16 protein-coding genes and 1 pseudogene are annotated in these 14499 nt (G+C 64.1%); 8 read left to right on the top strand and 9 right to left on the bottom strand.

Annotated features, from left to right (window positions below; translation table 11 throughout):
• Window positions 1-218 precede the first annotated feature (218 nt).
• From AC630_RS37680 to AC630_RS44720, 3 genes are all read right to left on the bottom strand, one after another.
• Complete coding sequence (locus AC630_RS37680) at window positions 219-458, bottom strand: BrnA antitoxin family protein (protein WP_074123439.1); 240 nt, start codon at window positions 456-458, stop codon at window positions 219-221.
• 3 nt (window positions 459-461) lie between these two features.
• Window positions 462-1439 (bottom strand): cysteine synthase A, encoded by a 978-nt coding sequence (gene cysK / locus AC630_RS37675; protein ID WP_074123438.1) that lies wholly within the window; start codon window positions 1437-1439, stop codon window positions 462-464.
• Between the two features lie 225 nt (window positions 1440-1664).
• A complete protein-coding gene (locus AC630_RS44720; RefSeq protein ID WP_143198618.1) occupies window positions 1665-1859 on the bottom strand; it encodes a hypothetical protein in 195 nt (64 codons plus the stop codon).
• 52 nt (window positions 1860-1911) lie between these two features.
• On the opposite strand from AC630_RS44720, the gene AC630_RS37670 reads away from it, so the two are divergent.
• Together AC630_RS37670 and AC630_RS37665 are read left to right on the top strand one after the other, a co-directional pair.
• Complete coding sequence (locus tag AC630_RS37670) at window positions 1912-2499, top strand: acyltransferase family protein (protein WP_074123437.1); 588 nt, start codon at window positions 1912-1914, stop codon at window positions 2497-2499.
• 170 nt (window positions 2500-2669) lie between these two features.
• Window positions 2670-2888, top strand: coding sequence for a hypothetical protein (locus AC630_RS37665; RefSeq protein ID WP_074123436.1), 219 nt, complete (start codon window positions 2670-2672; stop codon window positions 2886-2888).
• A 15-nt stretch (window positions 2889-2903) separates the two neighbouring features.
• On the opposite strand, the gene tgt is transcribed toward AC630_RS37665, so the two are convergent.
• Window positions 2904-4052, bottom strand: a complete 1149-nt coding sequence (gene tgt, locus AC630_RS37660; RefSeq protein WP_074123435.1) for a tRNA guanosine(34) transglycosylase Tgt — start codon at window positions 4050-4052, stop codon at window positions 2904-2906.
• A 257-nt stretch (window positions 4053-4309) separates the two neighbouring features.
• Here tgt and AC630_RS37655 point away from each other — a divergent pair, with 257 nt between their 5' ends.
• The 4 genes from AC630_RS37655 to AC630_RS37640 all read left to right on the top strand — a co-directional run bounded on the left by AC630_RS37655 (window position 4310) and on the right by AC630_RS37640 (window position 8522).
• Complete coding sequence (locus tag AC630_RS37655; RefSeq protein ID WP_245330633.1) at window positions 4310-5440, top strand: patatin-like phospholipase family protein; 1131 nt, start codon at window positions 4310-4312, stop codon at window positions 5438-5440.
• Window positions 5441-5577: 137 nt separating this feature from the next.
• The gene (locus AC630_RS37650) at window positions 5578-6324 is read left to right on the top strand and encodes a TetR/AcrR family transcriptional regulator (protein ID WP_074123434.1); all 747 of its coding nucleotides are present in this window, start codon (window positions 5578-5580) and stop codon (window positions 6322-6324) included.
• 272 nt (window positions 6325-6596) lie between these two features.
• On the top strand, window positions 6597-7196 hold the full coding sequence (locus tag AC630_RS37645) for a PepSY domain-containing protein (RefSeq protein WP_074123433.1): 600 nt from the start codon (window positions 6597-6599) through the stop codon (window positions 7194-7196).
• Between the two features lie 288 nt (window positions 7197-7484).
• Window positions 7485-8522 carry an aspartate-semialdehyde dehydrogenase gene (locus AC630_RS37640; protein ID WP_074123432.1) on the top strand — a complete coding sequence of 346 codons (1038 nt, stop codon included), beginning with the start codon at window positions 7485-7487 and terminating at the stop codon, window positions 8520-8522.
• Window positions 8523-8634: 112 nt separating this feature from the next.
• Here the strand turns inward: AC630_RS37640 and queA are convergent, their stop codons facing one another.
• The 5 genes and pseudogenes from queA to coaD form a co-directional block, all read right to left on the bottom strand.
• The gene (queA, locus tag AC630_RS37635) at window positions 8635-9708 is read right to left on the bottom strand and encodes a tRNA preQ1(34) S-adenosylmethionine ribosyltransferase-isomerase QueA (RefSeq protein ID WP_074123431.1); all 1074 of its coding nucleotides are present in this window, start codon (window positions 9706-9708) and stop codon (window positions 8635-8637) included.
• Between the two features lie 144 nt (window positions 9709-9852).
• A complete protein-coding gene (locus AC630_RS37630) occupies window positions 9853-10317 on the bottom strand; it encodes a peptidylprolyl isomerase (RefSeq protein ID WP_035702663.1) in 465 nt (154 codons plus the stop codon).
• Window positions 10314-10724 carry a UCP034077 family protein gene (locus tag AC630_RS37625; protein ID WP_074123430.1) on the bottom strand — a complete coding sequence of 137 codons (411 nt, stop codon included), beginning with the start codon at window positions 10722-10724 and terminating at the stop codon, window positions 10314-10316. Before AC630_RS37625 ends, AC630_RS37630 begins: the two co-directional genes overlap by 4 nt.
• 8 nt (window positions 10725-10732) lie before the next feature.
• Window positions 10733-11297 (bottom strand): annotated as a pseudogene (locus AC630_RS37620) (peptidylprolyl isomerase).
• A gap of 39 nt (window positions 11298-11336) precedes the next feature.
• On the bottom strand, window positions 11337-11831 hold the full coding sequence (gene coaD, locus AC630_RS37615; RefSeq protein WP_074123429.1) for a pantetheine-phosphate adenylyltransferase: 495 nt from the start codon (window positions 11829-11831) through the stop codon (window positions 11337-11339).
• A 248-nt stretch (window positions 11832-12079) separates the two neighbouring features.
• On the opposite strand from coaD, the gene AC630_RS37610 reads away from it, so the two are divergent.
• Together AC630_RS37610 and AC630_RS37605 are read left to right on the top strand one after the other, a co-directional pair.
• Window positions 12080-12337, top strand: a complete 258-nt coding sequence (locus AC630_RS37610; protein ID WP_074123428.1) for a hypothetical protein — start codon at window positions 12080-12082, stop codon at window positions 12335-12337.
• A 125-nt stretch (window positions 12338-12462) separates the two neighbouring features.
• A complete protein-coding gene (locus AC630_RS37605; protein WP_074123427.1) occupies window positions 12463-14373 on the top strand; it encodes a potassium transporter Kup in 1911 nt (636 codons plus the stop codon).
• Window positions 14374-14499: the final 126 nt, after the last annotated feature.

The following is a 14499-nucleotide window of genomic DNA, read 5'->3' as shown; positions in this document are numbered from 1 at the left end:
CCCCGCAGCAGCGGCCCCGGCGATGCCGCCGGCGCAGCCTTCGTGGGAGGCGTCGTCGGTGGCATGATGGGCGGCATGTTCCGCCGCTGAGACGCGAAGCCAGTCTCAAAATGAAAGCCCGGCTCGCGCCGGGCTTTTTCGTTGCGGCCCCCTCATCCTTCGAGATGGCTGCTGCGCAAGCTCCTCAGGATGAGGGTCCACTGCTCAGCCTGTGGACCCTACTTCCCCGCCACCTTCCGCAGCGCCTCGTTGATGCGGTCCTGCCAGCCTGGGCCACCCTCCTGGAAGAACTCCAGCACGTCCTGGTCGATGCGCAGCGTGACCTGCTCCTTGATCCCCGGCGCCACATTCTGCTTCGGCGGCGCCGCGGCGACCTTGGCAGTCACTTTCTTGAACGCTGCCTCAGCCTCGGTCCGCGCGTCGCCCAATGTGCGCGGCCGTCTCGGTTGATCCGCCATGTCCTAGATTCCCTCAAACAGAGTCGTCGAAAGATAGCGCTCAGAGAAGGACGGCACCACCGCCAGAATGGTCTTTCCCGCAGCTTCCGGCCGCTTGCCGATCTGGAGCGCCGCGGCGATCGCTGCACCTGAGGAAATGCCGCCCGGAATGCCTTCATGCCGCGCCAGCGCGCGCGAGATCTCGATCGCCGTCGTCGAGTTGATCTTCACGATCTCGTCGATCACCGAGCGGTCGAGAATGTCAGGCACGAAACCGGCGCCGATGCCCTGGATCTTGTGCGGAGTGTGCTGGCCGCCCGAGAGCACCGGGCTTTCTGCCGGCTCGACCGCGACCACACGCAGCGACGCCTTGCGCGGCTTGAGCACCTGGCCGACGCCGGTGATGGTGCCGCCGGTACCGACGCCGGCCACGAAGAAATCGATGTTGCCGGCGGTGTCGTTCCAGATCTCCTCCGCTGTGGTGCGACGGTGCACCTCGGGATTGGCGAGGTTCTTGAACTGCTGCGGCATCACCGAGTTCGGCGTCGTCTTCAAGAGCTCCTCCGCCGTCGCGATCGCGCCCTTCATGCCTTGCGCGGCCGGGGTCAGGACCAGCTCTGCGCCGAGAAAGGCGAGCATCTTGCGTCGCTCGATCGACATCGACTCCGGCATCACCAGCTTGAGCCGGTAGCCGCGCGAGGCGGCGACGAAGGCAAGCGCAATGCCGGTGTTGCCGGACGTCGGCTCGATCAGCACGGTGTCAGGATTGATGATTCCCGCCTTCTCCATGGCGATGACCATGGCCGCGCCAATGCGGTCCTTCACGCTCGCGGCCGGATTGAAATATTCGAGTTTTGCCAAAATCGTCGCGTTCACGGCGTGCATGCCCGGCAACCTTCGCAAACGCACGATCGGCGTGTCGCCAAAAGCCTCGACGATCGAGTCATAGACCCGGCCGCGGCCGGGTTTGTGCGCTGCACCCGCAGTGGACGATGCGTCCATGATGAACTCCCTGTGACGACAATTTTGCGCTTCTGTCGCAGCGCTTACGCAGTTACGGGCAGCTTGCGGCGACACGCAAGCGACAATGCGGCACATTCTAAATACGCTGCATCGCAAAATCGCGTGGGCTGTCGCCATGCGGATGCGGGCGGCGCCGGATTTCCCACGACTAAAGCGGGATGCGCCAGCGATGCCTGGAGGCAGCAGGATCGCCTGGAATTCCGGTCAGATGTTGCCGCCATCCGCGGGGCTGAAGCTTGCCGTCCCAGCGCTTTTTGTTGTCAATCTGTTCACGATTGCCGTGGTGAACTGCGGATCAGCGTCCAGCCTCCTGATCATCGCCTGAGCTTCAGCCAAGTATTCTCCCGACAGGCATTCTCCCGACAGGCGACGTCCGTTGCGGTCAAAAGCCCCGATCATCGGACCGGGTCGTCGGCGACATGCCGAGGCAGGCGGAAGCGGCAGAAGGCGCATGATGCATAGACGGCTCGCATTCATCGATACCCTGCGCGGCATCGCCGTCCTTGCGGTGGTCGTTCAGCATGCGCTCGAAGTGATCGTACGAGAGCATCCGACCGGCGCATATGTCGGCGGGCAGCTGCGCTGGCCGCATGTAGCCGTCTGTACGGCGCTTTACGCCATCTTCGCGATCACGCTGGCCGATCGGCGCTATGGCGGGGTCTACGCTGAGGACTTCTTCTACAGCTATTCGATTGGGTCGGCCTATGTCTGCGCGGCCGTCGTCTTCATCGTGTTCGCCGCGTTCGGTGAGAGGACGGCCTGGCGCCCGATCGCGTTCGTCGGCGTCATCAGCTATTCGATCTACCTGATGTCGCCGTTCGTGATGGTCTGGATCCATCGTTACGTCTGGTTTGGCGACGGGCCACTGCGATGGCTCGCCTTTGTCACCGGGATCGTGACGTCGTCGATTTTTGTCAGTTGGATGACATATTCCCTCGTCGAGAAACCCTGGATCTCATTCGGACGCAAACTCCGCTCAGACCGCAGGACCCCGGTGGTTCTCAAGCCCGGTCTCAGCCGGCAGAGCGCCGCACATTAGCGTGAAGTGGAGCACTGAGTATCGCAACGCACACGAATTGTTTGCGCTGCGATAGCCGAAAGATGGAGGGATGACTGAGATTTTAGAGAAGCCAACGCTTTTGTGTCGCGACCTCGTCAACTGATTCTGCTTATGTTAGACTTAGGTCTCAAAGCAGGGAGGTCACCACGATGTCAGCAATCGCTGAAGTGTTGTCGACCGTCGCGCACCGCCCCGATCCGCGTTGCAGCGAGTTACCCACTTGTCCCGTCTGCGCCGACTCCATGGTCGCGGCCGAAGCATCCGCGTACGTCTCGGACCACATGATCAGCTATCTCTGGACCTGCGACACCTGCGGTTATGGCTTCGTGACCAAGCACGCCGTCAAGCAGCGGCTCGTGTGCAATTGACCTTGCGCGATTGACCTAGCGCGGGGCGATGTCGCCCCTCGCCCAGTCCTCATGCGTCCGCTGATAGAACTCTTCGAACGTTCCGCGCGCGATCGCGTCCCTGATGCCCTGCATCAGGAACTGGTAGTAAGCGATATTGATCTCGGACAGCAGCATGGCCCCAAGCGTCTCGCCCGCCTTGACGAGATGATGCAGATAAGCGCGCGCGTAGTTGCGCGCCGCTGGCCATGAACTCTCTTCGTCCAGCGGACGGGGATCGTCGGCATGGCGCGCGTTGCGCAAATTCACCTGGCCGAAGCGGGTGAAGGCGACGCCGTGCCGGCCATTGCGCGTCGGCATCACGCAATCGAACATGTCGACGCCGCGCTTCACCGCTTCGAGAATGTCGTCGGGCGTGCCGACACCCATCAGATAGCGCGGCCGGTCGGTCGGCAGCGCCGGCGCGGTCTCGTCGATCATCGCCAGCATCACGGCCTGCGGTTCGCCGACGGCAAGGCCGCCGATCGCATAGCCGTGGAACCCGATCTCGACGAGGCCCTGCGCGCTCGCATGGCGAAGCTGCGGGATGTCGCCGCCCTGCACGATGCCGAACAGCATGTACCCGTCTGGCGCGCTCTCGAAGGCGCGTTTGGAGCGTTCGGCCCAGCGCAGCGACAGGCGCATCGCGCGCTCGATGTCGTCGCGCTCGGCCGGCAGCCGCACGCATTCGTCCATCTGCATGGCGATGTCGGAGCCGAGGAACCGCTGCACCTCGATCGAGCGCTCCGGCGACAGTTCCACCTTGGCGCCGTCGATATGCGAGCGAAAGGTGACCGCGTTCTCGCTGACCTTGCGCAGGTCCGAAAGTGACATCACCTGGAAGCCGCCGGAGTCCGTCAGCATCGGACCGTTCCAGCCGGTGAACCGCTGCAGGCCGCCGAGCGCGGCGATGCGTTCGGCGCCGGGACGCAGCATCAAATGGTAGGTATTGCCGAGCACGATGTCGGCGCCGGCATCGCGCACCTCGCGCCAGTGCATGCCCTTCATTGCGCCGGCGGTGCCGACCGGCATGAAGGCCGGCGTGCGCACCACGCCGTGCGGCGTGGTCAGGTGGCCGGTGCGCGCGGCGCCATCGATCGCGAGCAGCGCGAAATGATTGGGTAGACTGTTGTCGGGGAGATTCATGGCGGTGCTTATTGCGTGTCGGGCGGGGCCGATCAACCCGCTCGGAGGCGCGCGATGCCTCAGACTGGGACACATTTGACGCGGACGTGACATCCGCCGCAGCTTGTCAAACAAAACGATACAGTATAGTTTTCTCGTGGGGGCTGGACGAAATGCCGTGGCGCGATCGCCGGCGGCAGTATTCACGTGATCGCCAGCCGCCGACGATGCCCTTCGCCTCATGTTCGACTGACGTATCCAGCCCTTCCGATGACCGGATGAAGAGGGCAGGCGTCCGCCTGACCGGGGTCCTCGTGCTGGCGTGCAGCCTGGCACTCGCCGCCTGCACCTCCCTGCCCCGCACGCCCTATACGGCCGCCGATGCCAGCACCTCGCGCGTGCTCGATATCGACGGCTTGCGCCGCTACGCCGACGAGCCCGTCACGAAGTTCAGCTTCGAGAAGGACATCAGCACCGCGACCAAGAGCTATCTGGCGCTTTCAGGCGGCGGCGCTGACGGAGCTTATGGCGTCGGCGTGCTGAACGGCTGGACCGCAGCCGGCACCCGCCCCACCTTCGCGGTCGTCTCGGGCGTGAGCACCGGCGGCTTGATCGCGCCCTTTGCGTTCCTCGGCTCGCAATACGACGACACGCTGCGGGAGGTCTACACCAGCGGCATCGCCGAGAGCCTGCTGAACGATCCCAGCATCACGCGCGTGCTGTTCGGATCCGGCCTGTTCGGCAACACGCGGCTGCGCGAGCTTGTCGCCCGTTATGTCGGACCTGAGATCATGGCCCAGGTCGCGCGCGAGAATACCAGGGGCCGCAAGCTGCTGGTGGTGACGACCGATCTGGACACGCAGCGGACCGCCATCTGGGACATGGGCAAGATCGCTGCGGTCGGAACACCCGAAGCGCTAAAACTGTTTCGCGACGTGATGGCGGCTTCCGCCAGCATCCCGCTGGTATTTCCGCCCATCATGATCGACGCCGAAGGCCAGGGCCGCAGGTTTCAGGAGATGCATGTCGACGGCGGCGTCACGGCGCCGGTGCTGACGCTGCCGGAAGCCCTGCTCTCCCAGGACCGTTTGCCGAGCAACGCGCGGATGAACATCTACATCCTCGTCAACAAGAAGATCGAACGCAATTTCGAGCTCGTGTCCAACAGCACCATCGACGTCGCCTCGCGCAGCCTGTCGTCGATGACCCAGTCGCAGACGCGCTCGATCATCTTCTCGACCTATGATTTCGCCAAGCGCAACCATCTGGGCTTCCATCTCTCCTACATCGCGCGCGATTATCCGGCATCGCCCTCGGAAGGGTTCGACACCGCCTATATGCGCGCGCTGTACCAGTACGGATATGAGAAGGCGGCAGCGGGCCAGGCGTGGACCTCGACGCTGCCATGACCCCCTCGTGACGGAACGACGCTTTGCTGAAACCATTGACGATACGGCCAATTCGGCCAGATTCGCGATGACGCCCCCCGCTCCTGCGCTATATAGAGCAAATGACGACTGTCAGAAACGCGCAGGGATCATTGGGCATGGGATTGACTGCGACCAGGACAAGATCGGCAGCGCCACGGCGCGAGGTGCCGAAATCGCGCGGCGGCCGGCCGACGAAAACTGCCGCGATCGAGCGCGACCAGAGGCTGATCGAGGTCGCCACGCGCCTGTTCCTGGATCGTGGGTTTGACGCGACCTCGCTCGATGCGGTCGCGGAAGCGGCCCGCGTCAGCAAGCCCACCGTCTATTCCCGTTACGGCGACAAGCGCGGCCTGTTTGCGGCCGTGCTCAGGCGCGAAATCGAGCGCTGGCTCGCGCCCCTGTCGGCTGCGGCAGAAATGCAGCTCAGCAGCGACTCGGACATCTCTGTCGAGCAGCGGCTGGTCGCGATCGGGCGCGAGATGCTCACCTTCACCTGCGGGCCCGACGCCGTCGCCTTCAGCCGCATGATGACGTCACAGGCCATCAACTTCCCCGATGTCGCCAAGCTCGGCAAGGAGGAAGGCTGGCTCAAGGCTGTCGCCACCACGGCGCGCTTCTTCGACCATCTCGTCGCGCAACGCGCGCTCGATCTCGACGACACCACCATCGCGGCGGAAGTGTTTCTCGACGTCGTTGTCGGTCACACCCATCGCTTGGCAACGTTTGGAACGGCGCTGGAGATAAAGGCGGCGGAAAAGCGGATGCGCGCGGCGATCAAGCTGTTCCTGGCCGGTGCGCTGGGACCCGCGGACCGCATCCGGGACACAGCCAAGAGCACGCAGCGGCGACGCCTGTCCCGCTGACAATTCCGTGAGGTTGCGATCTATCCCCAACGGGGGACACCCCGCGTCATTGACCAAAATGAAACGATACGGTATGGTTTAGTTATAAGGCGATGCGGATCGCTTTTTTCACCAGCCCCAAGAGAGGTCCGCACCGCTTCGATCGCCGCGGCGGGTACAGCCCGACGCGACGCTCCGCGGCCGACCGATGCCCAAGGTCGGCCGCGCAATCCTGTACAAGACGATCCGGCTCGGCGGCCGGTAAGACACCGGTCTCAGCACGGAGACTAACAATGCGCGCCCCCAAAGGCCTGAAGCAGTTGATCGCGATCGCGCTATCCGCGCTCCTCCTCGCAGCTCCAGCGCGGGCGATCGTCACCACGGGCACGCCGACCGCCCTTCATAGCGAAACGAATGGTGATGCCGAGGCCGATCGCCAGACCGTCAGCCGCGAGATCGAGCGTTTCCGCAGCTCCTCGATCTCGATCAACCAGGCCATGGCGATCGCCGAGGCCCGGCATGCCGGCGCCACGACGGCGGATGTGAGTTTTGATGGGGCCGCCGGCGTGCCGGTCTATCGGGTGAAAACCCTGCACAACGACCGGATCTGGCGCCAAACCATCAATGCCGCAACCGGCGAGCTCGTCGGCGGAGAAGCCGCACTTCCCCTGGCCGAGCTCGACCTCGACGATCGCAGCAATCTCGCGGCGCTCGGTGCGATCAGGCACCGCCTCGCGGATGCCGTGCGCGTCGCCGAGCACGCAGCCTCCGGCAAGGCGATCAGCGGCGGCCTCATCCGCGAACGCGGCCGGCTGAATTTCGCAATCGTCGTCATCAGCGGCGACGACCTCAAGGAGGTCATCCTCGAGCCGCCGGGCGCCCGGGGAAAGTAGCGCACTCTCAGCCGGCGGCCACAATCCCGCCGGAATGCCATTGACGGGCGCAAGACTCTCCCGCATAAGTCGCCGCCATGTTCACGACCAGCAAACGCACGACCAAAACCACCACGGCCTTCGGGGCCCGGGGAGGCGTGCGCGCGTAGTCGTCGACTTAAACGCATAAGCTCTACCGAAGCCCCGCCCTCGATGGTCCGGGGCTTTTTTTGTTGCCTGAAACTCAACCGCATGATCCGGAAAAGTGGAACCCGGTTTTCCGACAAGATCATGCTCAACCGAACTGGAATGGAGGAGAATGTGAGTAACGATCCCGTCGTCGCGATTGTCGGCGTCACCGGTGCGGTGGGCGCCGAATTCATCGCCACCATGGACAAGCGCGGCTTCCGCGTCGGCAAGCTCAAGGCGCTGGCCAGCGCTCGCTCGGCCGGCAAGACGGTGTCGTTTCGCGGCAAGGACGTCGTCATCGAGGAATTGACCGAGCGCGCCTTCGAGGGCGTCGACATCGCCCTGTTCTCCGCGGGCAGCGGCATCTCGAAGAAGTACGCACCGCTCGCGGTCAAGGCCGGCGCCGTCGTGGTCGACAACTCCTCCGCCTTCCGCATGGACCCGAACGTGCCGCTGGTGATCCCCGAGATCAACGCGAACCGTATCCGCGATCACAAGGGCATCATCGCGAACCCGAACTGCGCCGCGATCACTGCGCTGGTGCCGCTCTGGCCGATCCACCAGAAGAACCGCATCAAGCGCGTGATCATTGCGACCTACCAGGCCGCCTCCGGCGCCGGCGCTGCCGCGATGGATGAACTCGTCGAGTCCACCCGCGCCAATCTCAACGGGCAGGTCTACACGCCCAAGGTGATGCCGCACCCCTACGCCTTCAATCTGTTCAACCACAACACCGCCGTCGATCCAGAGACCGGCTACAACGACGAAGAGACCAAGGTCATCAAGGAGACCCGCAAGATTTTCGAGGACGAGACGATCGCCGTCGGCGTCACCTGCGTCCGCGTGCCGGTGCTGCGCGCCCATTGCGAGGCCATCACCTTCGAATGCGAAAAGCCGATCAGCGAGGACCAGGTCCGCGCCATCATGGCGCAGGCGCCCGGCGTGAAGATCGTCGACGACCGTGTGAAGAACTACTTCCCGATGCCGATCGACGCTTCGGGCCAGGACGACGTCCTGGTCGGCCGCATCCGCAAGGACCTCAGCGATCCCTCAGGGCATTCGATCTCGATGTTCGTGGCGGCGGATCAGCTCTTGAAGGGCGCGGCGCTGAATGCGGTTCAGATCGCGGAGCTCTTGCCGCAGCGCGTGATGGCGTAACGAGAGTCGTAGGGTGGGCAAAGGCGCGCAAGCGCCGTGCCCACCACTTCTCTCGCGCATTCAAGAAAGATGGTGGGCACGCTTCGCTTTGCCCACCCTACGGGCCCCGACGCTACCCCTGCGCCCGAAACAACAAACACGCATCGCCATACGAATAAAACCGGTAGCCATTCGCGATCGCATGCGCATAGGCCCGCTTCATCGTGTCGAGCCCGGAGAACGCCGACACCAGCATGAACAGGGTCGAGCGCGGCAAATGAAAATTCGTCAGCAAGATGTCGGCGGCGCGGAAGCGATAGCCGGGGGTGATGAAGATCGACGTCTCGGCCGCGAAGGGCTGAATGGTGCCATCCTCGCTGGCTGCGCTTTCCAGCAGCCGCAATGACGTCGTGCCTACAGCGATGATGCGGCCGCCATTTTTCCGCGCGGCGTTGAGCCGCTCCGCCGTCTCGGCCGAGATCGTGCCCCACTCGGCATGCATCTTGTGGCCTTCGGTGTCGTCCACCTTGACCGGCAGGAACGTCCCTGCTCCGACATGCAGCGTGACGCGGTTGATGCCGACACCGAGCTCGCCTAGCGCCCGCTCCAGCGCCGGCGTGAAATGCAGGCCCGCAGTGGGAGCAGCGACCGCGCCTTCATTCACCGCGAACATCGTCTGATAATCGGCAAGGTCCTGATCGTCAGGCGTACGCTTCGAGGCGATGTAGGGCGGCAGCGGAGGGCTGCCGAGATCGGCGATTGCCTGATCAAGCGCCGGACCGTGGAACGAGAATGACAGCGTCACCTCGCCTTCGCTGCCCTTGACCTCGACCTCGGCGTCGAGATGGCCGAGCAGGCAGACCTTGCCTTCATTGCCGAAGCGGATGCGGTCTCCGGCGACGAGTTTCTTCGCCGGCTTCACCAGCGCCTGCCAGCGCGAGCCGTCGAGCCGCTTGATCAGCGTCGCCTCGATCTTCGGCTCGGTCTCGCGGCCGATGCGGCGTCCCTTCAGCTGCGCCGCGATCACCCTGGTGTCGTTGACGACGAGCTCGTCGCCCGGCTTCAGCCATTGCAGCAGGTCGGAGATGATCTGGTCGCGCAGCGCGCCGTTCTCGACAACCAGCAGCCGCGCGGAGTCGCGCGGGCTCGCCGGGCGCAGGGCGATGCGCTCGGCTGGCAGATCGAAATCGAAGAGATCAGTGCGCATGGTCAGGTCTGGCGCAGCACAGCCAGACCCTCATGGTGAGGAGGCGCGAGGCGCCGTCTCGAACCATGAAGGCCGAGCTGCAGCAGCGGGGCCTTCATCCTTCGAGACGCGCGTTCCGCGCTCCTCAGGATGAGGGTCGAGCGGTCACTCCTTGTCCGCCGCCATCCGCGCCTTGACGATCTTGTCGGGGTTCTGCACGGGCTCGCCGCGCTTGATCTTGTCGACATTCTCCATGCCCTCGGTGACCTTGCCCCACACCGTGTACTGGTTGTCGAGGAAGCGGGCGTCGTCGAAGCAGATGAAGAACTGGCTGTCGCCGGAATCGGGGCTCGCGGCGCGGGCCATCGAAGCGGTGCCGCGCACATGGGGCTCCTTGTTGAATTCGGCTTTCAGCTTCTTGCCGGAGCCGCCGGTGCCGGTGCCATGCGGACAGCCGGTCTGCGCCATGAAGCCCTCGATCACGCGGTGGAACACGATGCCGTCGTAGAAGCCCTCGCGGACCAGCTCCTTGATGCGTGCGACATGGCCAGGTGCGAGGTCGGGCCGCATCTCGATGGTGACGGGGCCCTGCGTGGTCTCGAGGATCAGGGTGTTTTCGGTGACGCTCATGCTCGTCTCTCTTGCGTTGGGGGTGAAGTCTTCCGGCTACGGAACTGGATCGCGAATGGACGTCCCGTGGCGGCGCCGGCCATTGCATCGGTAAATGGCATCGGCGTGCAACGTTGCAACGCCTCCATCACCGCGATCCGGTATTGCAGCCGGTCATTGTCGGAGGCTTCCGCGGATTCATAGGAAATCCTCGGATGGCCCAAAATGTTTCCGGACCGGTTAAAGCTCACGACGACGGTGATGTCGATAGGGCGAGCCTTGGCGGCCGGCGGCGGCTTCCAGCAGGTACGCAGATGCTGGAAGACATCCTTGATGGTGTCGACCTGCGCGTCCTCGGCGGCCGCGCTGGAGACGCCGAGCAGCAGCGTCGCGGCAGCCAGCAGGAGCTTCTTGCCGCAACGCGCCATGGCCGCTCCTACTTGATGTCGGAAGCGACCTGCACCTTCACCATCTTGTCAGGATCGGTGACAGAGCCGCTTGCCGAGCCGGGCGGCGCCTTCTTCAGCTTGTCGACGACATCCATGCCCTGCACCACTTCGCCGATCACGGTGTACTGGCCGTCGAGGCTGCCGCCGTCGGCGAACATGATGAAGAACTGCGAGTTGGCGCTGTCGACGCTGTCGCCGCGCCGGGCCATGCCGACGATGCCGCGCGCGAAATGCACCTTGGAGAATTCCTGCTTCAGGTTCGGATATTTCGAGCCGCCGGTGCCGTTGAAATTCTGGCCATCGCCGGTCTGTGCCATGAAGCCGTCCATGACGCGATGGAACGGCACGTTATTGTAGTACCCCTCACGCGCCAGCTGCTTGATGCGCTCGGCATGCTGGGGGGGCGAGGTCAGTGCGCAGCTTGATGACGATGCGGCCCTTGGTGGTGTCGATGACGATGGCGTTGGCCTTGTCGAGGTTGGCCGGCAATTGCTGCGCCACCGCCGGCACCGCGAACACGAGCGCGGCAAGAACTGCGAGAATTCGGATCATGACAACTCCGGATCAGATAAAAGAAGAAGCGCGCCGCTATCAGGCGAATTTTGCCTTGAGCTGTGCCGCAACCTGCGGCGGGACGAAGGCCGAGACGTCTCCGCCCATGCCGGCGATCTGGCGCACCAAAGTGGCGGTGATCGGGCGGACCGCCGGAGACGCCGGCAGGAAGATGGTTTGCACCTCTGGCGCCATGGTCCCGTTCATGCCGGCGAGCTGCATCTCGTAGTCGAGATCGGTGCCGTCGCGCAGGCCACGAACCATGATGGTGGCGCCGTGCTTGCGCGCGGCGGTGACCGCGAGATCGTCGTAGGTCACAGCTTCGAGGACGCAGCCGGCCTCGGCCGCCACCGGCCCGCAGACGTCGTGCAGCATCTTCAGCCGCTCCTCGGTCGAGAACAGCGGCTTCTTGCCGGGATGGACCCCGATCGCGACCACCAGCCGGTCGCACAGGGACACACTGTTCCGGACCACGTCCAGATGGCCGTTGGTGATGGGGTCGAAGGAACCTGGGTAGAAGGCAATGCGGGGCATGGCTCCGTCCTACCGCGCCCGGCCCGGCCCGGCAAGCCGGGCGAGTTCCCTGCCCGGTTTTCCGCAGAACCATGCCGGAATCTCGGAGATTGTTTCGTCCTGAGCGCGGCCACGAAACAAAACGGAGAGTGAACGAAACCATTTCCCGCGTCTGCGAAGACGTCCGGAAACTGGCCATGGTTACTAACCCACCCAACGAATGACGGGCCGCACACTGGGCGTAGCGGCCGCATTACAGGGGACCGTCAATGATCAAGACCATCTCAGCGATTGCCATCGCCGCGTTTGTTGCTGCTGCCCTCACCGTCCTTCCCGGCTTCGCTCCGACCGTCGAAGCGAGCGTCCCGCAGCCGCTCGCGAAGAGCGACCGCCTCGATATCCGCACCATCCGCAAGGATTGCTCGCAACAGGCCTGGCCGAATTTCGAGGCCTCCTGCCTGCGCCGGGCCGGCACCAAGGCGGACGTCCGGGAAGCCCGCCTGGTCACCGCCGACCGGACCCCATAGGCAGGTCATTTTAGGCAGGTCATTTTCCCGTCGTGCAAACCCCATAGCAATTTGCGACGTCTCGTCGCAGACTGCTGATGTGCCCCAGGGATCATCCGGCGGGCGCGGAGCAATTGGGGGTCGCCATGTCCAGTACGCCCGCCGTCGCCTCCGGCCATCCTCCGAGCCCGCTCCCATTCGCGTTGACCCTCGGCGCCCTGGGCGTCGTCTATGGCGATATCGGCACCAGTCCCCTCTACGCCCTGAAGGAAGCTGCCAGAGCCGCCGCCCATGACGGCACGGTCGCTCCAGAGGCCGTTCTGGGTGTCGTTTCGCTGATCCTGTGGGCGCTGATCCTGATCATTTCGATCAAATATGCGGCGCTTATCATGCGCGCGGACAACCGCGGTGAAGGCGGCATCGTTGCGATCCTGGCGCTGCTTCATGCGCGCCATGCCGCACCCGGCACGTGGCGAGTTCACCTGCTTGTCGTCGGCCTTGTTGGCGCCGCCCTGCTCTATGGTGATGGCGCGATCACGCCGGCGATCTCGGTCTTGAGCGCGATCGAAGGCCTCAAGGTGGATGCGCCTTCGCTCGAGCCGGCCGTGGTCCCGATCACCATCGCGATTCTGGTCGGCCTGTTCGCGATGCAGAAGCAAGGTACGAGCTTCATCGGCGGGATTTTTGGCCCGGTCATGCTGTCCTGGTTCATCGTCCTGGCCGCGCTCGGCATCCACGGCATCGTCAAGGCTCCGATGGTACTGGCCGCGCTGAGCCCGCTTTACGCCCTGGACTTCCTGCTTCACCAGGATTTCCACATCAGCTTCGCAATCATGGGCGCCGCCTTTCTCGCGGTGACCGGCGGCGAAGCGATGTACGCGGACATGGGGCATTTCGGCCGCTTCCCCATCCGTCTTGCATGGTTCACCATCTGCCTGCCGGCGCTGATGCTCAACTATTTCGGGCAGGGCGGACTTCTGATCACAGATCCCGGCGCACTCGACCATCCATTCTTCCAGCTCGCTCCGGGCTGGGCACAACTTCCGCTCGTTGCATTCTCCGCGATCGCGACCGTGATCGCCTCGCAGGCCATCATTTCGGGTGTGTACTCACTGACGCAGCAGTCGATCCAACTCGGCTTTTTGCCCCGTATGCAGATCCGCCACACCACGAGCCATGCGATTGGCCAGATCTATGTGCCGCTGGTCAACTGGCTGCTCGCCGCGGCCACGCTCGGCGCCGTGTTCGCCTTCCGCAGTTCGGACGCGCTCGCCGGCGCCTACGGTATCGCGGTGTCGCTGCTGATGGCCATCACCACGCTTCTCGCCGCTCTGGTCGCGGTGCAGTGGGGCTATTCCTTGTGGCTGGTGATCGCAGTCAACGGCTTCTTCTTTGTGATCGACGTGACCTTCGTTGCCGCCAATTCGATCAAGTTGTTCGAAGGCGGCTGGTTTCCGCTTGTGCTTGCGGGCCTCGTCGCCTTCCTGATGCTGACCTGGCGCAGCGGCGTGAAACTCGTCGAGAGTGCCCGTACCCGCGTACGCCAACCCGAGGAAGACCTGATCGAGACCGCGGTCAACCAATGCCGTGCGCGGCTGCCCGGGACCGCAGTGTTCCTGGCTTCCGTGCCGAACGGCGTGCCGCTGGCGCTGACGCAGTTCGTCAAGCACAACCATGTCCTGCACGAGCGCATCGTCCTCGTTACCGTCCAGATCGAGGAATCCCCGCACATTGCGGATGAGGACCGCGCCGAGGTGATCGAGATCATCACTGGCATCACCCGCGTGGTCCTGCATTACGGCTTCATGCAGAACCCGACGATCTATGACGGGCTGAAGGTCGCCTGTCGCCAGGGCAAGCTGCCCGGCATCGACCTCTCCGACATCACCTATTATGTCGGCCGCGAGACCATCATCCCGCGCGAGGACATCCCGGGCATGTGGGTCTGGCGCGAAAGTCTGTTCGCCTTCCTCCAGCGCAACGCCGAACGCTCGGCCGCGTTCTTCGGCGTCCCGACCAGGCAGGTGGTGGAATTCGGCACGGAGCTGGAGATTTAGCGCACGTCCGTAGATGGGGTAACGGGCTCCCTGAGGCCTTCCAACCAAGCCGCGCTAGCTACCGCGCTGTTTGATGCGCGCGTCGCGCGGCTTGGTTGGAAGGCAAGCGGTCGTCCCTCACATTGA

It is taken from the genome of Bradyrhizobium sp. AS23.2, assembly GCF_001908185.1.
Taxonomy (GTDB): Bacteria; Pseudomonadota; Alphaproteobacteria; order Rhizobiales; family Xanthobacteraceae; genus Bradyrhizobium.
This window is presented reverse-complemented; position numbering and strand designations above follow the sequence as displayed.